The 24,761-nt window shown below is 66.9% G+C and carries 25 protein-coding genes and 1 pseudogene; 10 read left to right on the forward strand and 16 right to left on the reverse strand.

The genetic code is table 11. From position 1 onward, the window contains the following. Positions 1 to 42 precede the first annotated feature (42 nt). Positions 43 to 552, reverse strand: coding sequence for a polyadenylate-specific 3'-exoribonuclease AS (locus G6N15_RS21815; RefSeq protein ID WP_083089297.1), 510 nt, complete (start codon positions 550 to 552; stop codon positions 43 to 45). Between the two features lie 11 nt (positions 553 to 563). Beyond that, positions 564 to 1,439, reverse strand: coding sequence for a hypothetical protein (locus G6N15_RS21820; protein ID WP_083089298.1), 876 nt, complete (start codon positions 1,437 to 1,439; stop codon positions 564 to 566). 110 nt (positions 1,440 to 1,549) lie between these two features. Between G6N15_RS21820 and G6N15_RS21825 the strand changes: the two genes are divergently transcribed. Further along, on the forward strand, positions 1,550 to 2,821 hold the full coding sequence (locus tag G6N15_RS21825) for a glycosyltransferase 87 family protein (RefSeq protein ID WP_139797983.1): 1,272 nt from the start codon (positions 1,550 to 1,552) through the stop codon (positions 2,819 to 2,821). 20 nt (positions 2,822 to 2,841) lie between these two features. Here the strand turns inward: G6N15_RS21825 and G6N15_RS21830 are convergent, their stop codons facing one another. The 5 genes from G6N15_RS21830 to G6N15_RS21850 form a co-directional block, all read right to left on the reverse strand. Continuing rightward, positions 2,842 to 3,579, reverse strand: a complete 738-nt coding sequence (locus G6N15_RS21830; RefSeq protein WP_083089300.1) for a lysophospholipid acyltransferase family protein — start codon at positions 3,577 to 3,579, stop codon at positions 2,842 to 2,844. Positions 3,580 to 3,668: 89 nt separating this feature from the next. Next, positions 3,669 to 4,052 (reverse strand): hypothetical protein, encoded by a 384-nt coding sequence (locus G6N15_RS21835; RefSeq protein ID WP_083089321.1) that lies wholly within the window; start codon positions 4,050 to 4,052, stop codon positions 3,669 to 3,671. Then, entirely contained in the window at positions 4,049 to 5,311 is a 1,263-nt protein-coding gene (locus G6N15_RS21840; RefSeq protein WP_083089301.1) for an ArsA family ATPase, read from the reverse strand. Before G6N15_RS21840 ends, G6N15_RS21835 begins: the two co-directional genes overlap by 4 nt. Further along, entirely contained in the window at positions 5,304 to 5,741 is a 438-nt protein-coding gene (locus G6N15_RS21845) for an SRPBCC family protein (protein ID WP_083089302.1), read from the reverse strand. The genes G6N15_RS21840 and G6N15_RS21845 overlap by 8 nt, the downstream gene beginning before the upstream one ends. A 105-nt stretch (positions 5,742 to 5,846) precedes the next feature. Further along, the gene (locus G6N15_RS21850; protein WP_083089303.1) at positions 5,847 to 6,236 is read right to left on the reverse strand and encodes an SRPBCC family protein; all 390 of its coding nucleotides are present in this window, start codon (positions 6,234 to 6,236) and stop codon (positions 5,847 to 5,849) included. 121 nt (positions 6,237 to 6,357) lie between these two features. Here G6N15_RS21850 and G6N15_RS21855 point away from each other — a divergent pair, with 121 nt between their 5' ends. Next, positions 6,358 to 8,154 carry an AMP-dependent synthetase/ligase gene (locus G6N15_RS21855; protein WP_083089304.1) on the forward strand — a complete coding sequence of 599 codons (1,797 nt, stop codon included), beginning with the start codon at positions 6,358 to 6,360 and terminating at the stop codon, positions 8,152 to 8,154. Between the two features lie 45 nt (positions 8,155 to 8,199). On the opposite strand, the gene G6N15_RS21860 is transcribed toward G6N15_RS21855, so the two are convergent. The 4 genes from G6N15_RS21860 to G6N15_RS21875 form a co-directional block, all read right to left on the reverse strand. Further along, positions 8,200 to 9,336: a glycosyltransferase family 4 protein gene (locus tag G6N15_RS21860; RefSeq protein WP_083089305.1), complete on the reverse strand. Its 1,137-nt coding sequence runs from the start codon at positions 9,334 to 9,336 to the stop codon at positions 8,200 to 8,202. Between the two features lie 9 nt (positions 9,337 to 9,345). Continuing rightward, positions 9,346 to 10,146, reverse strand: a complete 801-nt coding sequence (locus tag G6N15_RS21865; protein WP_232070502.1) for a hypothetical protein — start codon at positions 10,144 to 10,146, stop codon at positions 9,346 to 9,348. Positions 10,147 to 10,241: 95 nt separating this feature from the next. Then, positions 10,242 to 11,384, reverse strand: coding sequence for a peptidoglycan hydrolase RipC (gene ripC / locus G6N15_RS21870; RefSeq protein ID WP_083089307.1), 1,143 nt, complete (start codon positions 11,382 to 11,384; stop codon positions 10,242 to 10,244). Positions 11,385 to 11,490: 106 nt separating this feature from the next. Next, the gene (locus G6N15_RS21875; protein ID WP_083089308.1) at positions 11,491 to 11,769 is read right to left on the reverse strand and encodes a hypothetical protein; all 279 of its coding nucleotides are present in this window, start codon (positions 11,767 to 11,769) and stop codon (positions 11,491 to 11,493) included. A gap of 139 nt (positions 11,770 to 11,908) precedes the next feature. Here G6N15_RS21875 and G6N15_RS21880 point away from each other — a divergent pair. After that, a pseudogene (locus tag G6N15_RS21880) lies at positions 11,909 to 13,726 on the forward strand (DEDD exonuclease domain-containing protein); the annotation flags it as partial. Here the strand turns inward: G6N15_RS21880 and trpD are convergent. Next, on the reverse strand, positions 13,664 to 14,788 hold the full coding sequence (trpD, locus tag G6N15_RS21885) for an anthranilate phosphoribosyltransferase (RefSeq protein ID WP_372506526.1): 1,125 nt from the start codon (positions 14,786 to 14,788) through the stop codon (positions 13,664 to 13,666). The pseudogene G6N15_RS21880 and the gene trpD sit on opposite strands and share 63 nt — an antisense overlap. Positions 14,789 to 14,857: 69 nt before the next feature. Here trpD and ctaE point away from each other — a divergent pair, with 69 nt between their 5' ends. From ctaE to G6N15_RS21920, 7 genes are all read left to right on the forward strand, one after another. Then, positions 14,858 to 15,469, forward strand: coding sequence for an aa3-type cytochrome oxidase subunit III (gene ctaE / locus G6N15_RS21890; protein WP_083089311.1), 612 nt, complete (start codon positions 14,858 to 14,860; stop codon positions 15,467 to 15,469). 41 nt (positions 15,470 to 15,510) lie between these two features. Further along, complete coding sequence (qcrC, locus tag G6N15_RS21895; RefSeq protein ID WP_139797982.1) at positions 15,511 to 16,347, forward strand: cytochrome bc1 complex diheme cytochrome c subunit; 837 nt, start codon at positions 15,511 to 15,513, stop codon at positions 16,345 to 16,347. Between the two features lie 50 nt (positions 16,348 to 16,397). Continuing rightward, positions 16,398 to 17,606 carry a cytochrome bc1 complex Rieske iron-sulfur subunit gene (qcrA, locus tag G6N15_RS21900; protein WP_083089313.1) on the forward strand — a complete coding sequence of 403 codons (1,209 nt, stop codon included), beginning with the start codon at positions 16,398 to 16,400 and terminating at the stop codon, positions 17,604 to 17,606. Beyond that, a complete protein-coding gene (gene qcrB / locus G6N15_RS21905; protein WP_083089314.1) occupies positions 17,603 to 19,273 on the forward strand; it encodes a cytochrome bc1 complex cytochrome b subunit in 1,671 nt (556 codons plus the stop codon). Before qcrA ends, qcrB begins: the two co-directional genes overlap by 4 nt. A gap of 150 nt (positions 19,274 to 19,423) precedes the next feature. Beyond that, positions 19,424 to 20,263 carry an SH3-like domain-containing protein gene (locus tag G6N15_RS21910; RefSeq protein WP_083089315.1) on the forward strand — a complete coding sequence of 280 codons (840 nt, stop codon included), beginning with the start codon at positions 19,424 to 19,426 and terminating at the stop codon, positions 20,261 to 20,263. Between the two features lie 36 nt (positions 20,264 to 20,299). Then, entirely contained in the window at positions 20,300 to 21,028 is a 729-nt protein-coding gene (gene scnC / locus G6N15_RS21915) for a thiocyanate hydrolase subunit gamma (RefSeq protein WP_083089316.1), read from the forward strand. An 83-nt stretch (positions 21,029 to 21,111) separates the two neighbouring features. Then, entirely contained in the window at positions 21,112 to 21,393 is a 282-nt protein-coding gene (locus tag G6N15_RS21920) for a thiocyanate hydrolase (RefSeq protein WP_232070504.1), read from the forward strand. Positions 21,394 to 21,423: 30 nt separating this feature from the next. Here G6N15_RS21920 and G6N15_RS21925 read toward each other — a convergent pair whose 3' ends face one another. The 4 genes from G6N15_RS21925 to ctaC form a co-directional block, all read right to left on the reverse strand. Then, positions 21,424 to 22,056 carry a DUF2561 family protein gene (locus G6N15_RS21925; protein ID WP_083089318.1) on the reverse strand — a complete coding sequence of 211 codons (633 nt, stop codon included), beginning with the start codon at positions 22,054 to 22,056 and terminating at the stop codon, positions 21,424 to 21,426. Beyond that, positions 22,056 to 22,955: an MmpS family transport accessory protein gene (locus G6N15_RS21930; RefSeq protein WP_163748212.1), complete on the reverse strand. Its 900-nt coding sequence runs from the start codon at positions 22,953 to 22,955 to the stop codon at positions 22,056 to 22,058. The genes G6N15_RS21925 and G6N15_RS21930 overlap by 1 nt, the downstream gene beginning before the upstream one ends. 176 nt (positions 22,956 to 23,131) lie before the next feature. After that, a complete protein-coding gene (locus G6N15_RS21935) occupies positions 23,132 to 23,551 on the reverse strand; it encodes a cytochrome c oxidase subunit 4 (protein ID WP_083090108.1) in 420 nt (139 codons plus the stop codon). A gap of 8 nt (positions 23,552 to 23,559) precedes the next feature. Further along, a complete protein-coding gene (gene ctaC / locus G6N15_RS21940; protein ID WP_372506525.1) occupies positions 23,560 to 24,639 on the reverse strand; it encodes an aa3-type cytochrome oxidase subunit II in 1,080 nt (359 codons plus the stop codon). Between the last annotated feature and the right edge of the window lie 122 nt (positions 24,640 to 24,761).

The following is a 24,761-nucleotide window of genomic DNA, read 5'->3' on the forward strand; positions in this document are numbered from 1 at the left end:
ACGGCGTTCGCCCGCCCACAGCGCCAGGGCCAGGCAAACAGCTCAGTCCGCCGCCGCGCCCGCGCCCAGGTTACCGGCCGCGATGATGAGTCGGAACCGTCGCAGCTGGTCACGGGCGTCGACCAGGGCGTCATGGGTATCGGGCGGCCGGCGTGGCATGCGCGGACACCCCCGGTCCTCCCAGAGCTGGCGCAGTTCCCGGGTAAACCGCGGCATCGCCGTCGGCAACTGGGTCATCGGGCCCCACAGCTGACAAAGCGCCACATGGTCGTAGGCGCCGACCCACGCCCACAGCTCGATCGGCTCCCCCGCATCGACGCGCAAGAACCGCTCTAGATCGCAGCGGATCTGCGAGCGGGAACGCCACAGCTGCGAAGCAGGTGGCGGAAGCTTGGGCAGCACATGGGTGCGTACCCAGCTGCCTGCCCGTTGAGGATCGAATTCAGTGGATACCGCGTAGTATTCGCGGCCGTCCTCGGCCACCACGCCGATGGAGATCAGGTCGATGGTGCGGCCGTCTTCGATGAACTCCGTGTCATAGAAATACCGCACGTGCGGGAACCCTAGCCGCTGCTGCCGCTCGCCAGCGCGCGCTGGATTCCTTCGGGTGGCGGGGCGGCGTGCACCTCGCGGTCCAGCTCGGCGTCGACCATGTGCTCGTCGGGCAGCCGCGGCGTCCCGGCAACCAGGTTCTGCAGCCACAGCTTGACCCCGACAACGGGGCGGCGCAGATTGCGTTCGCGCTCCAAGGCACGCCGCATCTTGTCGAGCTGGGTGTTGTACCGCCAGCGGGCCCATGGAGCATGTGGACGCGACAACCGGATGGCTCCGACCACCAGCAGCACAACGAAGAACATGCCGATCAGCCCGGTCCACACCTTGCCCTTGAGCAACACGACCACGGCCAGCGGCGGTGTGAGCACCAGCCCGGCGATGACGGCGGCGTGCATCAGCCTCGAATGGGTGTCCTGCCAGATGGAGAGAAAGAACATCATCGGGTGCAAGCCGAGCACCAGCAGTCCGCCCACCGCCACAGCGGCGAACACTGCGTCCACCGAGGTGCGGCCGTCCTCCTCCCAGTAGACGTCGGACAGATGCAGGATCAACGCGTACTCGTCGAGCACGAGGGCGGCTCCGATACCGAAAAACGTTGCTGCTGCGGCGACTTCGGGCTGGTTCCCGGTGATGGACAGGGTCACCAACGTCACACCGGAGATCATCACCAAGACGACGCCAACTACCACATGGTGGATGTGGACAGACCCGATATAGACGTTCCGGGGCTGCCACCATTTAGGCGGCAGTCCGGCGCTGGCGCGGTGACGGATGTAGCGCACGAAGCTGCGTGTCACGGCGAAAGTCAAGATGAACGCGACGAGGCAGCACAGCAGCGGCAGTCGGCCGCGTTCGATGATGTCGTGTTGTAACCAGTGAAGCACCTAAGAAAACGTACGCGCACTAGCCGCCCGGTGCGGCTAGCCATGCCGCTTGATGTGCACGCAACACCGATAGGGTGTTCTCCGACATGAGCGGACAGGGGTCGCCCGGCATGGGCGCGTGGCGGGGGCGAGCGATCTTCGGGCGGATCACCGTGTGGGGTGTGCTTCCGCTGCTGGCTCTCGCGGCGTTGAGCTATGCGAGTTGGCGGTTGCTGGGGCACATCCCCTACCGCATCGACATCGACGTCTATCAGATGGGCGCGCGGGCCTGGCTGGACAACCGCCCGCTCTACAAAGACACGATGTTTCACACCCCGATCGGGCTGAACCTGCCGTTCACCTATCCCCCGCTGGCCGCCATCGTGTTCTGCCCCTTCGCCTGGTTGCGGATGCCGGCTGCCAGCGTCGCGATCACCTGCACGACGCTGGTGCTGCTGATCGTCGCGATTATGGTCGTGCTGACCCGCCTCGACGTGTGGGGCTCGTCGCGGCTGCTGCCCGGGCCGGCCTGGTGGCGGCGATGGTGGTCGGCGCTGGCCGTGGTGGCAGCTGGGGTGATCTGGCTGGAGCCGATCAAGTCGAACTTCGCCTACGGTCAGATCAACGTGGTGCTGATGACGCTGGTGATCGCCGACTGCCTGCCCCGCCGCACCGCATGGCCGCGCGGCATGCTGCTGGGGCTGGGCATCGCGCTGAAACTAACGCCCGCGGTGTTCCTGCTGTATTTCCTGCTGCGCCGCGAGGGCCGGGCCGCACTGACTGCCGTGTGCTCCTTTGCGGCGGTGACGCTGGCCGGCTTCGCGCTGGACTGGCGCGACTCCTGGGAGTACTGGACCAACACGGTGCGCAACACCGACCGGATCGGTGCGGCCACGCTGAACACCAACCAGAACATTGCCGGCGCCCTGGCGCGGTCCGGCCTGGGCGAGCACGAACGCTTCGTGCTGTGGGCGCTCGGCTGCCTGCTCGTGCTGGCCTTGACGATATGGGCGACGCGGCGAGTGCTTGGCGCGGGTGAGCCAGTCTTGGCTGTCATCTGTGTCGCGCTGTTCGGCTTGGTGGTTTCGCCGGTGTCGTGGTCACACCACTGGGTGTGGATGCTGCCGGCGGTGCTGGTAACGATGGTGCTGACGTGGCGCCGGCGCAGCGCGGCCCTTGCCGCGGTCACCGGCGCCGGAGTGGCGCTGATGGTGTGGACACCGATCGACCTGATGCCCAAGTACCACGAGACGACTGCGCCGTGGTGGCGACAGCTTGTCGGAGCGTCCTACGTGTGGTGGGCGCTGGCCACGATCATCATCGCCGGGATCATTGTCAAAGCTCGCAGCCCACATGAAATCCCGACAGCGCCGCACCGGGCGCCGGTGTCGGCGGTCGGCTGAATCGTCGCTAGCCGGGCGGATCAGCCGGCTGCGGTTTCCGGAATGCGTGCGGCGGTTCCGCCGGACGACCCCGACGCAGTTGGCTTGTGACCGTTTTTGACTGTGGCCGCGTAGATGTCGACGTACTCCTGACCCGACAACCCCATCAGCTCGTACATCACCTCGTCGGTGACAGCCCGTTCGATGAAATGGTTGCCCGCCAGCCCCTCGAACCGCGAGAACTCCATCGGTTTGCCGAACCGGACGGTGACCCGGCCGAACCGCCACATCTTGCTACCGGGCGGGTTCACCTTGTCGGTGCCGATCATCGCCACCGGAATGACCGGGACGCCGGTGTGCAACGCCAGCCGCGCCAGCCCCGTCTTGCCCTTGTACAGCCGGCCGTCGGGCGAGCGGGTGCCCTCCGGATACATGCCAAGCAACTTGCCTTCTTTGAGCAACCGCTCCGCGGTTTCCAGCGCCGCCTGCGCGGCATCACCACTACTGCGGTCGATCGGCACCTGCCCGGTAGTGCTGTAGAACCAGCGAAGGAACCAGCCCTTCAGCCCTGTGCCGGTGAAGTACTCCCGCTTGGCGAGGAAGGTGATCCGGCGGCGCACCACCAGCGGCAGATAAAAACTGTCCGCGACAGCAAGATGGTTACTGGCCAGTATCGCCGGGCCGGTACGCGGAACATATTCCAGCCCTTCGACTTTCGGCCGGCCGAGCAATGCAAGCAGGGGGCCCATGAAGATGTACTTGAGTAGCCAGTACCACATGGACCCTCCCTCTCGCCCCACACCCGACGGTGCTCTGCGCCAACTGTACCCACCGGCTGCGGATGCGACCACACAGCGACGGTGGCCGGCTATTCCTCGACGGTGACGGGGATCGGCTGGTACCGGCTGGTCGCCGGCGCTTCGCCGGCGGGCGCGGCACCCGTGCCACCACCGGGCGGGCCCCCCGGGGTAGGCGGCGGCGCCGAGCGGTCCATGTCGTCGATGATTGCGCGGATCACTGTCAGCAACGCGAGACTGTGGTCGGCGATGACGGTCAGCAGTGGATGCTGGTCACCGGTGACCAGCGCCGCGAGCGCGCATACCGGGCACCACATCTGCTGGCACTTGCCGGTGCCGACTCCGCTGCCCGACGCCCGCGCCGCCGCAGCACGCACCGCCGGGTCGATGCCGTCCAGGATGCTTTGGGCAAGCTTCCGCAACTCGGGACCGATATCGGGGTGAACGCCGCTCATGCTGGCCACACCTCCGGATCAGGTCGGAAACGTACCGTCAGTTCGCTGCCTCGAAGATGCGCGTCCAACACCGTGCATCGGCGCAGTACCGACGCCAACCGAACTCGGCGCCGCATGCCGCCGACACCGATGATCAGGTCGTCGTCGACTCGGCCCAAGGTGAGCGCGCCGGAATCGAGTTGGGGCAACTCTAACCGCAATCGGTACACCGACTGCAGCCCTGATCCTGATTCCAGATCCACGACGGGACGCAGTGGCCCGGGCGGCGGTGCCCCGCCACGACGGCGGACACCATCGAGCAGCTCGCCCAGCGCCTTGGGGCCGATCGGCTCACCGGCCAGATGGGGAGCCAGCACCAGCGCGACGTCACCGATGGTGGCGTCGAGTTCGTTCAGCACAGCTTGTTGCTCGCCGATGCGTTCGGCATACCAGTCGAACGCCGGGTGCTCGGGCAGGTTGCGGTACTCGTAGGAATCGTCCTGCACCAAAACCTGGTTGACGATCAGCTCCTCGACACGCACGCCCATCAACGACAGCGAACCGAGCGTACGGACCGCCTCGGCTGACACCACCCGTTCGGCCGTCAGCACCAGGTGAGCACCGACCACGCCACCGTCGGTCAGCAGCGTGCTGAGCCGGTCAACACTGGCGCGGATGCGCTCCAGCAGCTCGACGGCCGCCGCGGAGCGGGTGTCGGTCGCGGCGACCGTCAGCCTGCGATGCCGCGGCCACGCGCGTTCCACGTAGAGCCCGAACGTGGCCGGCAACGTCAGCATCCGCAGCGCGTCGGCGGTGGAGGCGCAGTCGACCACGATGTGATCCCACTGCCCGGCGGTGGCCACTTCACCGACCTCATGCAGGCCGAGCACTTCCTGGACGCCGGGCAGTGCCGATAGTTCTTCGGGGGCGATGGTGCCCAGTTCCGAATCAGGAAAGCGGCGGCCCAGCGCGTCGACCACCTCGCGCCAACGAGCTTCCAGCAACGCCAGCGTGTCCAACGCCAGCGCATCGAGGAAGCCGCCGCCGGCATCCAGGTCATCGGCGAGCACACGCACCGGATCACGCTGACCGGTCGGCGGGACGGCAACGCCGAGCACGTCTCCCAGCGAATGCGCTTGATCGGTGGACACCACCAGTACCCGATGACCGGCGCGCGCCTCCCGCACAGCGGTGGCGGCCGCCAGGGTCGACTTTCCTACCCCACCCTTGCCGACGAAGAGACTGATCCGGGCCAGGGCGGGCGCTGCGGACTCACTCAGCCTCGACTCGTTTCTTCAGATCCTTCAACGCGGTGTCGGTCAGCCTGCGCTCAGCCTTGCGCTTGAGCAACCCGATCATCGGGACAGCCAGGTCGACCGTGAGCTCGTAGGTGACATCGGTGCCAGATCCGCTGGGCTCCAAGCGGTATGCGCCGTCGAGGGATTTGAGCAGCGAGCTGGATACCAGCGACCAGCGAACCGAGTCATGGTCTTTGGGCCAGTCGTAGGACAACACCATGGTGTCTTTGAGAACGGTGGCGTCTAGCACCAGCCGCGCCACCTTCGGATATCCCTCGGCGTCGGCCTCCAGTACTTCGGCCTCTTTGTACTCCGACACCCATTCGGGGTAAGAGCCGATGTCGGCAATGACATCCATCACCGTGCGCGGATCCGCATCGATGTAGATGGTCTGGGTCGTCTTCTCCGCCACCTGGTTGCTTCCTTCTCGCCCGTAAGCGGGTGGACCTCGGCTCCGGCCGGAGTACCTTCTGGCCCTTTCGCAGAAACGGTACTCCGCCGTCGCAACCCGGTTCGGCTAAGCCACCGGAGAAACCCCGACGGGCCGCGAGCGCTCCAGTGCGGCCTTGACTTCGAAGGCCATTTTCTTGCCGGCAACCCGGCGTCGGTGTGTCATTCGGGGCAGGTTCATCCGGGCCAACTGCCACGCAGCGGCACCGGACGGCTCAGCGTGCAGGAAATAGTGCAGCAACACCCCGTCCAGCGCCGGTTCCAGCCAGATCTCCATGGTGCCGGTCAACCCGCCGGTCACCGCCCACCTGATCCCCTTATCGCCGCGATCCTCGACGACCTCCAGCCGCAAATCAGGCCACCACCGCTGCCAGCTGGCCGGATCGGCGACAGCCCGCCCTACGCGTGCAGCGTCCGCAGCGACAAACGTCTCGTCGGCGACCTGAATGCTGTGCACTATTCCAGCTTCACATACGCCGAGCCGACACCGATCAGGACTGGCACCGGCGCCGATTAGGCTGGACGCCATCGAGCCGGCGACCCCGGCAACGTCATGCGAGGTCAAGCGAGGTCAAAGAGTGCGTGAGTTCAGTGTGCCCGCCCCGTTTACCGTCGGCGAACACGACAGCATCGTGGCCTCGGTGTACGACCATGAGCGTGAGGACCCTGACTTCGTGATTTTCCAGCGGCTGGTCGACGGGGCTTGGACCGACGTCACATGCGCCGCTGCAGCCGCCCAAATCCGCTCGGCCGCAATGGGCTTGATTGCGCTGGGGGTACAGCCCGGTGACCGGGTAGCCATCTTCTCGGCCACCCGCTACGAGTGGGCGATTCTCGATTTCGCGATCCTGTCCGTCGGCGCCGTGACGGTCCCAATCTATGAGACCTCGTCGGCTGAGCAGGTGCGCTGGGTGCTGCAGGACTCCGAGGCGGTGGTGGCGTTCGCAGAAACCGACGCGCACGCGACGATGGTCAGCGAGCTCACCGGCCAGCTGCCCGCGTTGCGCCGGGTGCTGCATATCGACGGCTCGGGCCGCAAGGCGCTTGACCAGCTCGCCGATGAAGGCGCGTCGGTCGACCCTGCTGAGGTCAGCACCCGGGTGCAGGCGTTGCGCAGCGCTGACCCGGCGACGCTGATCTACACCTCGGGCACCACCGGGCGGCCCAAGGGCTGCCAACTCACGCACTCCAACTTGGTCTATGAGACTCGCGGCGCCAAAGAGGTACTGCCCACGCTGCTGACCAAGGGCGAACGCCTGCTGGTGTTTTTGCCGCTGGCGCACGTGCTGGCCCGCGCAATCACGATGGCCGCGTTCGCCAACAAGGTCACGGTCGGATTCACCAGCGACATCAAGAATCTGCTGCCGATGTTCGCGGTGTTCAAGCCGACGATCGTGGTATCGGTGCCGCGGGTGTTCGAAAAGGTGTACAACACCGCCGCGCAAAACGCCGCCAACGACGGCAAGCGACGGATCTTCGACATCGCCGCTCAGACTGCCGTCGACTGGAGCCAGGCCTGCGACCGCGGCGGCCCGAGCCTGCTGCTGCGCGCCAAGCATGCGCTGTTCGATCGGTTGGTCTACCACAAGCTGCGTGCAGCCTTGGGCGGCGACTGCCGCGCCTCCATCTCCGGCGGCGCCCCGCTGGGCGCCCGGCTGGGCCACTTCTACCGCGGCGTGGGTCTGACGGTGTACGAGGGCTACGGCCTGACCGAGACCAGTGCGGCCATCACCGTCAACCAGGTGGGCGACTTGAAGATCGGTACGGTCGGAAAACTCTTGCCCGGCAACAGCATGCGCATCGCGGATGACGGGGAGCTGCTGGTTCGCGGGGGCGTGGTGTGCAACGGCTACTGGCACAACGAGCAGGCCACGGCAGAGGCGTTCACCGAGGGCTGGTTCAAGACCGGCGACCTGGGTTCGGTCGACGAGGACGGCTTTTTGAGCATCACCGGCCGCAAGAAGGAGATCATCGTCACCGCGGGCGGTAAGAACGTCGCGCCGGCGGTGCTCGAGGACCAGTTGCGGGCGCACCCCTTGATCAGCCAGGCCATGGTCGTCGGCGACGCCAAGCCCTTCGTCGGGGCGCTGATCACCATCGACCCGGAGGCGTTCGAAGGCTGGAAACAGCGCAACAGCAAGGCCGCCGACATGTCGGTGGGCGATCTGGCGACTGATCCGGACTTGGTCGCCGAGGTGGACGCTGCCGTCAAACAAGCCAATTTGGCTGTCTCACATGCCGAGTCGATCCGCAAGTTCCGGATTCTGCCGGTCGACTTCACCGAAGACACCGGTGAGCTGACCCCGACCATGAAGGTCAAGCGCAAGGTGGTGTCGGAGAAGTTCGCCCCGGACATCGAAGCGATCTACTCCTGAGCCGCCGAGCAGACCGTGGCCGGGCATGGCCCGGCGAACACGCTGTTAGCCTTCCAAAAGCGCGGCCATGCGTGCCGCCAGCGTGTCCCATCGCCAGTTTTCCGTCACCCAGTTCCTCCCCGCAGCGCCCATTGCGGCAGCCCGGTCGGGATCGGCCAACAGCCCACCGACCGCGTCGGCAACCTGCTCTACCGAGCGACCGTCGACAACAAGCCCAGTTACGTTGTGCTGCACGGTTTCCGGTGCCCCGCCCGAGCATCCGGCAACCACCGGCACGCCGGAGGCGGAGGCCTCGAGGAACACGATGCCCAGCCCCTCGACGTCCAGTCCCGCACCCCGGGTTCGGCAGGGCATCGCGAAAACGTCGGCCATCGCGTGATGCGCGGGTAGGTCTGCTCCGGAAACTGCGCCGGTGAAGACCACGTGCTCGACCACCCCGGCACGCTGGGCCAACTGGCGCAGCGCGGAAAGATACGGACCACCGCCGACGATGACCAGCGCGGCGGCCTCCACTCGCTGCCGGATCGCAGGCAGTGCCCGAATCAGCATGTCCTGGCCTTTGCGCGGCACCAGCCGCGACAGGCACACCACTGTCGGCCGCTGGCCCAGCCGGTAACGGGCGCGCAATTCGGCGCGGCTCGCCGGGTCGGGCCGGAACCGGTCCGTGTCCACGCCCGGCGGCAGGTACTCCAACGCCGCCCGCGGCCCGAAGGCCGACGCGAATCGGGCTCGGGTGTAGCGGCTGACAAAAGTCACCACATCGGTGCGGTCGCCGATCCGACGCAGCACCGAGCGGGCCATCGGAAGCATCGACCAGCCCACCTCGTGGCCATGCGTGCTGGCCAGCACCCGAATCACGCCGGCCCGTCGTGCACGGTCCGCCAGCAATGCCAACGGCGCCGCGGCGCCGAACCAGACGGTGTCGATGTCGTAGGCGGCGATCAGGCTGCGCATCCGGATATCGACAGCCGGGCCGGGCACCATCAACGTGCCCGGATGACGTACCACCTGATAGCCGGACGCGCGCGCATCGAAGGCGTCGGCACCTTTCCATTGCGGCGCATACACCGTCACGGCATGCGACCCGATGCTGACGATCCTGCGCACCAGCTCTTCCAGATAGGACTGGATACCGCCACGGCGAGGCGGAAAGTCGTTGGTCACCAGCAGGACCCGAGCCACCCGGAAAGGCTAGCGGGTGAGCCACTGTTGCCAGCGCGTGAGCAGGCTCGCCGGTTCGCTGCCCAACACGGCACGCATCGCGGCCGTCGCGTCGGCGTGCCCAACGCCGCAGGCGGCGAGATACAACCGGCGCAACGTGACCGTCCCGTAGGCGTCGGCGACGAAGCGGGCAAACCACCACGCCTTGTCATAGCCGAGCGAGCGCTGCGGTCCGGGCACGTCGAGATCGGCGTCAGACGGCAGCGTGGCCGCCAGCGCTGGGGGCGGCGACGTGGCTGGCCGCGCAACGAAGTCGGCTACCCCTTCGGACAGCCAGCGCGGCGCGTCGAGGGCGGTTTCGGCGAACGCCGCGTAGTGAAAAAGCTCGTGGCGCAAAACAATTCGCAGCGAGGTATCGCTCATCGCGGCGGCACCCGGCGCGAAGACGATGCGCTGGCCTTGCGCGGTCCGATGCTCGGGCTCGACACGGTCGGCGACGGTGACCGCCGCGATGTCAGACCACTGCGCCGCCGTGCCGCCGGCCGCGGCCACGAACTGCTGTTGGGAGCCCGTCGCCACCACCGTGATCCGGCGCGGCCACTGTGGCCCCCAGAAGGCCTGCACCACGTCGACGGCCCCGCCCATCTCGGCGGCGACCCGCGTCAAAAGCCGGTCGGTGTTCGGACCGCCAAGGCTGACAATGCGCACCGTGCGACCCCCAGCGACGGAAATCGTCGGCGCTGTGACGGTGGCCGGCTCGGGGTGGGGCCGAGGACCTGCCACCACCGCTGTCCCGACGCTCAGTTCGACGACAAGCGCGGCCGCCAGCAGCACCGGCTGCCACCGGTGAGGAAACTTCCCGGCGAAGGCTCCGCCCAGCGACGATGCGGGCCACCCTGGCCCGAGGAGAAGCCGGGCCATCAACTCTAGTAGCGGCGCGCGTTGTGAATCGGGCCCGACGAGGTCATCGGAACCACCCGCACCGGCTGACCATACGTCGAGGAATGAACCATCAGACCGTCACCGATGTAGATGCCGGCATGTGAAGCGTCGGAATAGAAGGTCAGCACGTCACCGGGCTGCAGATCCGACAGGGCGATGGGCTGCCCGCCGTTCGCCAACGCCTGGCTGGAGTGCGGCAGCGGGATACCGGCCTGCTGAAATGCCCACATCACCAGGCCGGAGCAGTCGAACCCGCCGGGCGCGGCACCGCCCCAGGCGTAGGGCTGGCCCACCTGGGTGAGGGCCGCCTGCACGGCAACCGCGGCGGCACCCGAGCCGGGACCGGCGGGCGGCAGCGCGTCGGGGGCACCTCCACCGGGTGCCCCCCCGACCGGCGAGCCACCCGGGGCCAGGGCCTCCGGTGCTGCGGCAGCGGGCAGCGCAGCCGGTGGCGGCGCTGGTCCCGGGTCGGCCAGGGCGGTCCGCTGTCCAGGGGTCAGCGCCTGGTACTGCGACTTCACCACGGCGATCTGCATTTGCAGCCGGCTCTGTTTGGACTGCAGGTTGGCGCGCACCGCGGCGGCCTGCTCGGCCGCCGTCTTCGCGTCGGCCGCGGATTTGGCCGATGCCTGCTCGGCCTTGGCGGCCGCCTCTCCGGCTGACCGATAGTTCGCCATCTGGGTGGCCATCTCGGTCGAGATCACCCGCTGCACGGCCAGCTTGCCGATCAGCTGCTGCGGCGACCCGGCCGTCAGAATGGCGTTCATCCCGTCGGTGCGACCACCCATGTACATGGCTGCAGCAAATTTGTTGACCGCTGCCTGGAATGTTGCCAACCGCGATTTAGCGGCATCCAGGGCGGCCTCCGCCTCGGTGTGCTTCTGCTCGGCGGCACGCTGCGCAGCCAGCTTCTCGCTCAGGTCGAGTTGGGCGCTGTGCATGGCCTCGGTGGTCTGCTCAGCCTGCCGAGACAACTCGTTGAGCTTTGCCAGCGCGTCGTCGGCAGGATCAGCCAGCACATTGGCGGAGAGAGCGCCGGAGAGGGCGAAGAGTGCAGCTATCCCGCCGATGGCCGAGCGCTTGATGTGGCGTGTTGTCCAGCGTCTACCGTCGAGCCCCGACCCCAAGATTTCGCATCCTTACAACCCGTCGACGAGAACGTCGAGTCTGCTTTAGGTCTCAGACAGGTTACGAAATGGTATAGGCAATGTCCAACAGCGGAACATTAAGAAATCAGCCAGATTTCGCCCTGTCGTCACGACCCTCTGGACGATATCGGTCTCGATGAATCGGCACCAACCGCAGCCTTGGCGCCAGACCGGCATCGGCAAGCACCTCCAGCGCGGCCCGCTCGTCGTCGAGCAAGGTGTCCGGCACCCCTAGCAGCACGCTGACGACACAGTCGCGGCACCCGAGCCCGCGAACCGCGCAATCGTCGCAGTCGATGACCACCGGACCGGTTTGCTCAGCCGCCGTGTCGGCAATGCGGCTGGTCCTGCTGGTTTGCGCCATGAAGCTCAGTCCTCTCGCTTGGTGTCGGTCAGAGCCGAGTGCACGGTAACCGCGGACACCGACAAGCTCCCGGCGATGCAGCGGCGACCGTGGCGCGGGAACCGCTGAATGTCGGTACTGGTGCCTAACGTTCGCAGCCGTGGGTGCGACGCAGCTGAGCTTCGCCGAGCTCGACGAGACCGCTGAGGTGCCGTTGCGCGAGACCACGTTCGTCGTCGTGGACCTGGAGACCACCGGGGGACGTATGACCAGCGCGGCCGGTGCAGCAGCCGACGCCATCACCGAGATCGGGGCAGTAAAGGTGCGCGGCGGCGCCGTGCTGGGCGAATTCGCCACGCTGGTCGACCCGCAGCGCGCAATCCCACCGCAGATCGTGCGGCTCACCGGAATCACCACGGCCATGGTGTGCGACGCCCCGACCATCGGCGCGGTGTTGCCGATGTTTTTGGACTTCGCCCGCGGCGCGGTGCTGGTGGCGCATAACGCGCGATTCGACGTCGGTTTCCTGCGCGCGGCCGCCGAACAGTGCCAGATCCCCTGGCCCCGGCCGCCGGTGCTGTGCACCGTGCAGCTGGCGCGGCGGGTGCTCAGCCGCGAGGAGGCTCCCAGCGTTCGCCTTGCCGCGCTGGCGCGGCTGTTCGCAGTGGCCAGCCAGCCCACGCACCGCGCCCTCAACGACGCCCGCGCCACCGTCGACGTGTTGCACGCGCTGATCGAGCGGGTCGGCAACCAGGGTGTGCACACCTACGCCGACCTGCGCGCATATCTGCCTGATGTGACCCCGGCTCAGCGCAGTAAGCGCACGCTGGCCGAGCATCTCCCCCACCGGCCCGGCGTGTACCTGTTTCGCGGGCCGTCGGCTGAGGTGCTTTACGTCGGCACGGCAATCGACTTGCGTCGCAGGGTGATTCAGTATTTCAACGGCGCCGATCGGCGGCCGCGGACCAAGGAGCTGGTCGCGCTGGCCAGCAGCGTCGACCACGTCGAGTGCGCGCATTCGCTGGAAGCCGGTGTGCGTGAGCTGAGGCTGCTGGCAGCCCATGCCCCGCCTTACAACCGCCGCTCGCGCTTCCCGCACCGCTGGTGGTGGATAGTGCTGACCGACGAGGCGTTCCCGCGCCTGTCGATCGTGCGCTCCCCGCGCCACGACCGCGCCGTCGGCCCGTTTCGGTCCCGCGCCGACGCCGCCGACACCGCGACGCTGCTGGCGCGCTTCACCGGGGTCCGCACCTGCACCCGCCGGTTGGCGCGATCGGCGCTGCACGGGCCGGCGTGCCCACCGCGCGAAGTGTCGCCGTGCCCGGCGGGCCGTGACATCGCGGCCGACCAGTACGCCGTGGCGGCCCAGCGAGCAGCCGCCTTGATCGACGGTCTGGACAACAGCCCGCTGGCCGCGGCCGTCGAACAGGTCAGCGCGCTCGCCGAACGCTGCCGGTACGAGAGTGCGGCCCGGCTGCGCGATTACACCGCCGCGGCGGTCGAGGCGTTGTGGCGTGGCCAGCGCCTGCGGGCGCTGGCCACGCTGCCCGAGCTGGCGGCCGCCGCGCCCGACGGGCGCGGCGGCTGGCAACTCGCCGTCATCCGCCACGGTCAACTGGCCGCGGCGGGCATCGCGGGCCGTGGCGTGCCGCCGATGCCGGTCGTCGACGCCATCCGCGCCGGGGCGCAGGCGGTGCTGCCGCAACAGGCGCCGCTGGGCGGCGCGCTGGTCGAGGAGACCGGGCTGATCGCGCGCTGGCTGACCGCGCCGGGTGTGCGCATCGTGTGCTGTCGCGAGCCTGACGGCGCGACGGGCTGGGCCTCGCCGCTGGGGTCGGCCGGACGGTGGGCGGCGTGGGCGGCGGCCGCCCGCTCGGCGCGGGTGGCCGCCGAGCAGGCCGTAAACGATTGGGATTCAGGCGGTTTGGCTGAACCGCACCCATCGCGCGAGCAGCTGTTCGGCCGCCCCGCTGTCAATGGCCGCGGCGGCGCGGGCCAGCCCGTCCTCCCAGGCGGGCAGCCATTCGGCGCGGCTGGATAACCCGGCGTGGGCGACGATCGCGCCTGCGGCGTTGAGCACGACGGCGTCGCGCACTGGGCCCTTGGCCCCCGCGAACACCGAACGCGCCTCGGCGGCATTGGTCTGCGCATCGCCGCCAAGCAGCTCCTGCAGTTCGGCGCGGGCGAACCCGAAGCCCGCGGGGTCGAACGTCAATTTGTCCACGGTGCCGGCCTGTACCCGCCAGATGGTGCTGGTGGTGGTGGTGGTCAACTCGTCGAGGCCGTCGTCACCGTGCACCACCAGCACGCTGGAGCGGCGCGCTGCGAACACCGTCGCCATCACCTCGGCCAGGTCGGCGAACGCGCAACCGATCAGGCCGGCCCGCGGCTGGCCCGGATTCGTCAGCGGCCCAAGCAGATTGAACACTGTCGGCACCCCGACCTCGCGCCGCACCGCTGACGCGTGGCGGTAGGACGGATGAAACGTCGGCGCGAAGCAAAATCCGATCCCGACCTCGGCGAGACAGCGTGCGACCTCGTCGGGGCCCAGATCGATGCGGACCCCGAGCGCCTCGAGGGTGTCGGCGCCGCCGGCCAACGACGACGCCGCTCGGTTGCCGTGTTTGACCACCGGCACACCCGCGGCCGCCACCACGATCGCCGCCATCGTCGACAGGTTGACGGTGCTGACCCCGTCGCCACCGGTGCCGACCACGTCGACAGCGTCGGTGCTGACCGTGGCCGGCAGATCCCGCGCATGGCGCAGCATCACGTCGGCCAGCTCGCCGACCTCGGCCGATGTCGGCACTTTCATCTTCATCGCCACGCCGAAAGCCGCGATCTGAGCCGGGGTCGCTGCGCCGGTCATGATCTGTTCCATCGCCCAGGCGGCCTGGCCGCGGGCGAGGTCATGCCCCACGATCAACCGCCCTAGCACCCGCTGCCATGAGGCGGCGCCCGGCTCGCCGGCTGCCTGCGGGGGAAATGGCGCGGCCACGCGCCGATCGTCCCATGGATCTCGCTGTGACCGAGGACACATCGCGACCGGCGACAACAAATGACGCCCCCGGGTGGAGATCATCAACTACAAAGCGTCATACTTGCGGATGTGACCAGCGCTGTGGGGACCTCGGGTACTGCGATCACGTCACGTGTGCATTCGCTGAACCGGCCCAACATGGTCAGCGTCGGCACCATCGTCTGGCTCTCCAGCGAGCTGATGTTCTTTGCTGGGCTGTTCGCGATGTACTTCACTGCGCGCGCCCAGGCCGGCGGCAACTGGCCGCCTCACCCGACGCATCTGAACCTGTATCAGGCGGTGCCCGTCACGCTGGTGCTGATCGCCTCGTCGTTCACCTGCCAGATGGGCGTGTTCGCCGCAGAGCGCGGCGACGTGTTCGGCCTGCGCCGCTGGTATGTGGTCACGTTCTTGATGGGGCTGTTCTTCGTGCTCGGCCAGGGCTACGAGTACTACCACCTGGCCAGTCACGGCACCACCATCCCGGGCAGCGCCTACGGCAGCGTGTTCTACCTGGCCACCGGCTTCCACGGGTTGCACGTGATCGGCGGGCTGATTGCCTTCATCTTCTTGCTCGCCCGCACGGCGATGAGCAAGTTCACCCCGGCACAGGCCACCGCCGGAATCGTCGTCTCCTACTACTGGCATTTCGTCGACATCGTGTGGATTGCGTTGTTCACGACGATCTATTTCATCCGATGAGCACGCCAGTGAACAGGCACAGCGCGGACAGGAGTGCGCGGTTGAAAAGATTGGGGCTCACCCGATTCCGTGGAAACGACCGCTCCCGGCGGCGCTTTCGCCGGCGGGCGTCGGCGGGATTGTTGCTGTTGGTCGCCTTGGCGGTCGCCGGCGCGCTGGCCGCGGTCCTGACGCCCAAGCCGCAAGTGGCCGTCGCCGACGAATCCTCGTCGGCGCTGCTGCGCACCGGCAAGCAGTTGTTCGACACCTCGTGTGTGACGTGCCACGGCGCCAACCTGCAGGGCGTGGCGGGTCGTGGGCCCAGCCTGATCGGCGTCGGAGAGGCGGCGGTGTACTTCCAGGTCTCCACCGGCCGGATGCCCGCCGAACGCGGTGAGGCCCAGGCGCCGCGCAAACAGCCGATCTTCGACGAAGGGCAGATCGAGGCGCTGGGCGCCTACGTGCAAGCCAACGGCGGCGGTCCCACCTTGGTGCGCGACGCGGACGGCAGCATCGCCCAAAAATCGCTGCGCGGCAACGATTTAGGTCGCGGCGGCGACTTGTTCCGGCTGAATTGCTCGTCCTGCCACAACTTCACCGGTAAGGGCGGGGCGCTGTCTTCGGGTAAATACGCGCCGAACCTGGAGCCCCCTAACGAGCAGCAGATGCTCGCGGCGATGCGCACCGGCCCGCAGAACATGCCGAAGTTCTCCGACCATGAGCTTTCGCTCGAGGCGAAGAAGGACATCATCGCCTACGTGAAGACGGTCAGCGAAGAGCGCCAGCCTGGTGGGAACGGACTGGGCGGCTTCGGACCCGCACCCGAAGGCATGGCCGCATGGATCATCGGGATGGTCGCCGTTATCGGCGCGGCGTTGTGGATTGGGGCCAGAACATGAGCCGCGCCGGCGGGGATGCGAAAGCGATGCGATGAGGAGGAGCGGCGCACATGAGTGACGTCACCGACCCGGTCGGCGCGGACACCGAGGCCGCCCGCACCGCCCCGGCGGATCTGCCCGATGAGGCCGCGCTGAACGCCATGTCGCGAGAGGAACTGGTCGCGCTGGGCGGCCGGTTGGACGGTGTGGACATCCTCTACAAAGAGCCGCGGTGGCCGGTGGCAGGTACGCGCGCCGAGAAGCGCGCAGAACGGCAGGTGGCGCTCTGGCTTGTGCTCGGCGGCCTGTTCGGGCTGGCACTGCTGCTGGTTTTCCTGTTTTGGCCCTGGGAGTACAAGCCGACGGAAGCCAGCGGCAGCTTCCTGTACTCGCTCACCACACCGCTTTATGGCCTGACGTTCGGGCTCTCCATCTTGTCGGTGGCTGTCGGAGCGGTGCTGTATCAGAAAAAATTCCTGCCCGAAGAGATTTCGGTCCAAGAACGGCACGACAACAGGTCACCGGAGATCCACCGCAAAACGGTGGTGGCCAACCTGACCGATGCCTTCGAAGGCTCGACGATCCGGCGCCGCAAGCTGATCGGCATGTCGCTGGGCGTCGGGCTGGGCGCGTTTGGGCTGGGGACTCTGGTGGCGTTCGTCGGCGGCCTCATCAAGAACCCGTGGAAACCGGTCGTGCCGACCGCGAACGGCAACAAGGCGGTGCTGTGGACCTCCGGTTGGACGCCACGGTTCCCCGGCGAAACCATCTACTTGGCGCGCGCCACCGGCCGCCATGCCGGACCGCCGTTCGTTAAGATCCGCCCGGAAGACCTCGACGCCGGCGGCATGGAAACCGTCTTTCCGTGGCGAGAGTCCGACGGTGACGGCACCACCCCCGAATCGCATGAAAAGCTGTTGGAAATCTTGATGGGAGTGCGCAACCCGGTGATGCTGATCCGGCTGCGGCCCAACGACATGTCCAAAGTTGTCAAGCGCAGAGGCCAGGAGAGCTTCAACTTCGGCGAGTTCTTCGCATACACCAAGGTCTGCTCTCATTTGGGTTGCCCCTCTTCGCTCTACGAGCAGCAGTCCTACCGCATCCTGTGCCCGTGCCACCAGTCGCAGTTCGACGCGCTGCAGTACGCCAAACCGATATTCGGCCCGGCTGCACGCGCGTTGGCGCAGCTTCCCATCACCATCGACAGCAACGGGTACCTAGTGGCCAACGGCGACTTCATCGAACCCGTCGGACCGGCATTTTGGGAGCGCACAACATGAGCCCAAAACTTGACATCGGCAGCGTCCTGGCCCGCCAAGCCGACGACATCGACACCCGTTATCACCCCGCAGCGGCGGTACGCCGCCAGCTCAACAAGGTGTTCCCCACGCACTGGTCGTTCCTGCTCGGCGAAATCGCGCTGTACAGCTTCATCGTGCTGCTGCTCACCGGGGTCTATCTGACCCTGTTCTTCGATCCCTCCATGACCGAAGTCACCTACAACGGCGTCTACCAACCGCTGCGTGGTGTGGCGATGTCGAAGGCCTACGAGTCAGCTCTGAACATCTCCTTCGAGGTCCGCGGCGGACTGTTCGTCCGTCAGGTCCACCACTGGGCGGCACTGATCTTCGCCGCCGCGATCATGGTGCACCTGGCCCGTATCTTCTTCACCGGCGCATTCCGCCGGCCCCGCGAAACCAACTGGGTCATCGGCTCGCTGCTGTTGATCCTGGCGATGTTCGAGGGCTACTTCGGCTACTCGCTACCCGACGACTTGCTTTCGGGTATCGGCCTTCGGGCGGCGCTCTCGTCGATCACCTTGGGCATGCCGGTGATCGGCACCTGGCTGCACTGGGCGCTGCTAGGTGGCGATTTCCCATGTGGCGGTCTGGGTTACAACTGTTCTGAGGGCGGGTTCCTCATCCCCCGGCTGTACGCCATCCACATCCTGCTGTTCCCGGGCATCATGCTGGCGTTGATCGGATTGCACCTGGCATTGGTGTGGTTCCAGAAGCACACCCAGTTCCCGGGCCCGGGGCGAACCGAGGAGAACGTGGTCGGTGTCCGGGTGATGCCCGTGTTCGCCGTCAAGTCCGGAGCGTTCTTCGCGCTGGTGGTAGCCGTCCTCGGCTTGATGGGCGGGCTGCTGCAGATCAACCCAATCTGGAATTTGGGCCCGTACAAGCCATCTCAGGTATCCGCGGGTTCGCAGCCGGACTTCTACATGATGTGGACGGAGGGCCTGGCCCGTATCTGGCCGCCATGGGAGTTCTACTTCTGGCACCACACCATCCCGGCTGCGGTGTGGGTCGCCCTGATCATGGGTGCGATATTCGTGCTGCTGACCATCTATCCGTTCCTGGAAAAGCGGTTCAGCGGCGATTACGCGCACCACAACCTGCTGCAGCGGCCGCGTGACGTCCCGGTGCGCACCGCCGTCGGTTCGATGGCGGTTGCGTTCTATATGGTGCTGACGCTCAGCGCGATGAACGACATCATCGCGTACAAGTTCCAGATCTCGCTGAACGCGACGACGTGGATCGGCCGCATCGGCATGGTGGTGCTGCCGCCGGTCGTCTACTTCGTCGCCTATCGGTGGTGCATCGGGCTGCAGCGCAGCGACCGGGCAGTGCTCGAGCACGGCATCGAAACCGGCATCATCAAACGGCTGCCTCATGGCGCCTACATCGAGCTGCACCAGCCGCTGGGTCCGGTCGACGAGCACGGCCACCCGATACCGCTGGAATACCAAGGCGCACCGGTACCCAACAAGATGAACAAGCTCGGCTTGACCGGGTCGCCGGGTTCCGGCAGCTTCCTGCGGGCCGATCCGCTGTCGGAGGATGCGGCATTGCGCGAGGCGGCGCACGCCGCCGAACAGCGTGCCCTCACCGCGCTGCGGGAGCGGCAAGAGCGCAGCAACGGCTCACCCAACGGCCAGCACTAGCCAGTAATCCGCACAGCCGGCACTGCGGTCGGTGTCGGCTGTGTTGGCGCGGTTTCCTCCCGGTGGCGGGTCTTGAGGGCTTAAATGGTCTGTGGCTGCGATGTGGGCAGCTGTCAGCAGGCCGACCGGCCCCACCACGAATGGACCCGCATGACAACCCCTTTCGACCGGGAGTCGCAGCTGGACCTGGTGGCCCGGCTTCAGTCCGGATTCAGCGACCTTCCGGACGCACCGTATCCCGACCTGCTCGACCACCAACGGTTAGCTGCCTACATGAAGACGCCGCACGACGTGGGCGGCGAGCCGGACGCCCCCATCGAGTTCGTCAACAAGCAGTACGAGCAGTGGGAGCACAACATCTATGTCCTCTGCGAGGTCCTCGCCTGGCGCGGAATCTGGGTCTCGGAGGAACGACGCCGGATCGGCAACGTAGACGTTGGCCGCACCAACTATTTAGGGCTGCCCTACTACGGTCGTTGGCTGCTGGCCGCCGCCCGCATCCTGGTCGATAAGCAGCACATCACCCTGGGGGAATTGGCCGATCGGGTGACCGAGGTCAAACAGCGCTACGCAGGCGGCCTCGAGGGCAGGCAACTGGAAGCCAGGCCCAAGATCGCCGGCGACGGCTCTCAGGTCGAGCGCAACCTGCACCACACCCGCGCGCTCGGCAAGGGCGACCCGCAGGTGTACTCCGGCCAGGCCGGCCAGCCGAAGTTCCAAGTCGGCGACACGGTGCGGGTGCGGGAGTTGCCGGCCCTGTTCTATACCCGCACCCAGGAATACGTCCGCGGCGCTCAAGGCGAGGTCGTCGCCGTCGCCTACGAGAGCCTCGCCGCCGAAGACGAGGCTTGGGATCGGCATGACCAACGACCGGAATGGTTCTACATCGTCCGGTTCGACCTGTGCCGGCTCTGGCATCGCTATACCGGCACCGAACGCGACACTTTGCAAACCGAGCTTCCCGAACGCTGGCTGGAAGCGTGCCGCTAGCGCCGCCAAACCGCGTTGGGAGACAAAGGGATTGGTATGACCGATCACGATCACGATCACGACCGCACCGCGGCGCCCATGGTGGACGAAATCACCGACTTCGAGGTCCTCGAGATCGCCATCCGCGAGCTGTGCGTCGAAAAGGGGTTATTCACCGCGGAGGATCATCGCCGGTTCACCGAGTTCGCCGAACAGATCGGACCGACCCCCGCCGCGCGCTTGGTGGCTCGCGCTTGGATTGATCCCGAGTTCAAGAGGCTCGCCTTGGCCGACGGAATCGCCGCCAGTCGAGAAGTCGGTGTCGACTGGCTGCAGCCCACTGGTTTCGGGACGCCGAGCGACTTCACGGCGCTGCGCGTGCTCGAGGACACGCCGACGTTGCACCACGTCATTGTCTGCACGCTGTGCTCGTGCTATCCGCGACCGATCCTGGGCAATTCGCCCGAGTGGTATCGCACCCCGAACTATCGGCGCCGCATCGTGCGTTGGCCGCGTCAAGTACTGGCCGAATTCGGACTGTTCTTGCCCGAAGATGTGGCTATCCGGGTAGAGGACTCCAACCAGAAGCACCGCTTCATGGTGCTGCCGGTGCGCCCGGCGGGAACCGAGAACTGGGACGAAGACCAACTCGCGCAGATCGTCACCCGGGACTGTCTGATCGGCGTCGCGTTGCCGAAGGTTGGCGTGACCACCAATGCGATCACCGCCACCCGCCCGGCAATCCGCCCGGTGCAGTCACCGACCGGCGAGGGGACGAACACGTGAGCGGGCCAGAGCATTCGGCCGAGCTCGCCGCCCGGATCGGGTTATTGCAGGAGATCGTTGAACGGAACCAAATTTGGGCCCGCATGGCCGCGCAGTACGGCGTCGACAATCCTGTACCGCCGTGGAAGTCCAGCCTGGATGGCATTTGCGACGCGCTCGACCGAGCACGCCGCGGCACAGAGGTTCTCAGCTTTGCCGAGCGACGTGCCGAAGAGGACACGCTGTCGTTAACCGCTTACTCCGGCCTGCCCTATCCGGAAAATCAGCTTGTCGCACTGGCCCACTCGCTGCTGGTGCGCGGCGTCATCAATGAGAACGAGCTTCAGGAAAAAATGGCCGCGATCCGGGCTCGGTTGCAAGCGTGACTCACCATGCCGCCTGCGGCAGTTGACGCGTCACTCCCCTGTACGTAGCCGGTGGAGCCACCGCAGGCTTTGCCAGGCGACCAGCGGCATCGTCGCTGTGACTATCCCGGCGATGACGTAGGCCGTCCACGACGCGCCATAGCGGCCGATCGCCATCAGATAGGTCGCCGCCGCGACGCCGATCAATGCCAAACCCATCGCCGCTACCAGAGAAAGCATGCCGCGCAGCCAAATTCGGTCCACCGCCGCCGCAGAGTAGCCCGGCGGTCCCAGAGCCGTGAGCCGCTCGGTGCGGGCTTCCTCGGTCCCGGCGCGCGGCCCGACCTGCCCAGCCTTGGCCGGCTGCCGCCCCGCCCCACGGACCTGGGTGCCCGCCGGTCGGCCTGCGGGCGAAGCGGTGCGACGAGCGCGCAGTAATACCGGGATCGCGCCGGCGATGACCAGCGCAGAGACGATGATGACGGCGTAGAGCACCGCCGGGGTGTGCTGGCTGCCCGTTCGTTGAAAACCCCGGCCCAAGTCGACCAGCGCGACCAGCGCGGCCACGCTCACGCCCACCAACGCCAACCACACTGCAGCGCACACACCCAGCAGGATCCGATCGATGGTCACCGGTGAGGCGGTGCCCCAGCGCTGCCGCGCCCCGGAATCCCTGAGACCCATCAGCAACTCGTCTGCGGTGCGTCGCTGTTGTTCGCGGACAGCACCGTTCCGTCGCTGGTGGTGATCGAGCAGTTGAGCTTGCTCAGCCGCAACAGGCTGGACGCCTCCACCGAACCGACCTCGGACTGCGAGATCGGCGTGAGGGTCAGCGTCCAGGGAATGTAGACGTTGCGTTGCGTCTGCCGGTGTCCGGAGGCGTCGACGTAGGTGACGGTGATGATGTCGAAGGGCGCCTTGGTACCGGTCACCGAATAGGTGACCTGCCGCGGACCGGCAGGTGTCGTGCTCGGCGGTGCCGGCGGCGCTGCGGCGGTGGGGGTCGCCGGCGGTGCGCTGGTTGCCGGGGGTGGCGGCGCCTCAGGGCTCGGCGGCGGGGGCGGTGGCGGAGCCGGCGCCGTGGTCGTCACCGTCACCGTCTGCGGCGGCGGGGGCGGCGGGGGCGCGCTGGTGGGCGGCGGCGCAGGCGGTGGGGTTGTGACGGTGATCTCGTCCTGTATCGGCGGGGTCGATGTCGGCGCCGTCCCGGGAGTGGCCAGCTTGCTGGTGTCGGTGCGAGCAAACAACAGCGACACGGATACGACGAGCGCGATCGCGGCCACAATCGCCGCGACACCGACCACCCACGGCCAGCGTGGCGGCCGGCTCTCCTCTTCCTCGGCTGACTCGTCGTAGCTGTCGTAGTCGTAGAGGTCGAGGTCGACCGGCACATAAGGACCGCTGGTGAAGTGTTCCGACTCAGGAGCGGAATATGCCTGCGAATAGAAATCGGTCGCGCTGGTCGGCTCCGAGTCGTCTGCCGCCTCCCCCTCGACACCCGACTCGGACTCGAGGTCCTCGCTGGGCTCGCGGCCGAGATCCAGTTCGTCAGATTCCGGTCCAGGGGGATTCGGCCCACTCATGCTTGCCTGTCCTGTTCGACTACATCACCAACGCGCGGCGCACCGGTGCTGCGCGCGCTCAAGTATTTTCCATTGTGCTTCCGCAGCAACCCTACCCAACCCGGTCAGGCGTGGCGGTCTGGGCGAATCGGCCGCGGCTCAACTGGTGTCCCGATTGTGACCTTTGGCCACGTCAGTCAGTGTTTCTCCGGCCCGAGGTAGTACTCGAAGACCAGTCCGGCCGACGAGCTGAGCACAAACACCACTCCCGCGACGATCAACCACGGCAACCACAACGCGATGCCGACTGCGGCCACCGAGGCGGACAACGCCACCAGCACCGGCCACCAGCTGTGCGGGCTGAAGAAGCCCAATTCCCCTGCGCCGTCGCTGATCTCGGCACCTTCGTAGTCCTCCGGCCGGGTGTCGAGGCGGCGCGCGACGAAGCGGAAGAAGGTGGCCACGATCATCGCCATGCCGCCGGTGAGCGCTAAGGCGGTGGTGCCGGCCCACTCGATACCGCCGGTCGCAAACAGCTGGGTCAGCACGCCGTAGAGCACCGCCGTCGCAAAGAAGAATACGGCCACAAACTCGAACAGCCTGGCTTCGATGTGCATCGGTGTTCCTACTTACTCGCTTGCTGTGCCAGTTCACCGCGGCGGGTGTCGAACGGGTGGGTGGTGACGGCGGTCGGCGGCTGGTTGATCGCCTGCAGCGCCTCGGCGTTGGTCTTGCCTTCGCGGCGTTTGTCCAGGTACGCCTTGAAGTCGTTGGGCTGCACCACGCGAACCTCGAAGTTCATCATCGAGTGGTAAGTACCGCACATTTCGGCGCAGCGGCCGACAAACGCACCGGTCTTGGTGATCTCCGACACTTGGAACACGTTGACGGAGTTGTTCGCCTTGGGATTGGGCATGACGTCGCGCTTGAACAAGAACTCCGGAACCCAAAACGCGTGCACCACGTCGGCCGAGGCCATCTGGAACTCGATGCGCTTGCCGGCCGGCAACACCAGCACCGGGATTTCGTCGCTGGTGCCTAAGGTTTCGACCTTGTCGAAGTTGAGGTAGCTGCGGTCCTCGGTGTTGCGACCGCGGATCGGGCCGACCAGTTCCTCGCCGTGCTTGTCTTTGCCCTCCGGCTTGGAGACCATCGCCTGTTTGCGCGCCGGGTCGGCACCGTCGTACTGGTAGGTGCCGTCCTTGAAGTGGACTTTCTGGTAGCCGAACTTCCAATTCCATTGGAAGGGCGTCACGTCGACGACCACCTCGGGGTCGGATGCCAGGTGGATCATCTTCTCCTGCACGACCACCGTGAAATAGAACAGCACCGAGATGATGAGGAATGGGGTGACGGTGAGCACCAGCTCCAGCGGCAAGTTGTAGCCGAACTGGCGGGGCAGCTCGGTGTCGGTCTTTTTCTTGCGATGAAACGCCGAGGCCCAGAAGATCAGGCCCCACACGATGACGCCGACGACCAGCGAGGCGATGACCGCGCCGATCCACAGCTGCCGGTTGTAATCGGCCTCCGGGGTGATCCCCCGCGGCCAGCCAAGGGCCAGCGCTTCGGTCCAGCTGCACCCGCTGAGGGTCGTGGCCAGCAGGCCCAGGGTCGCGGCAAGCACCAGCAGGCGAAGCCCGCGGGCCGGCGCTGGGCGAGAGCCTCCAGCAAAGCCACGCGCACGTCGGGGCACGCGAGGTGTCACGTTGGCGCCTCCTGTGTCACAGGCTGGGGCAGCGCAGCTCGGCTGACCCGCCGCAGCAGTCGAATACTACGCAGCGTAGACCACGCATAGCCACCGGTGACGAGCTACCCGCCTGGTCGGCC

It is taken from the genome of Mycobacterium noviomagense, from assembly GCF_010731635.1.
In the GTDB taxonomy this organism is placed as follows: domain Bacteria; phylum Actinomycetota; class Actinomycetes; order Mycobacteriales; family Mycobacteriaceae; genus Mycobacterium; species Mycobacterium noviomagense.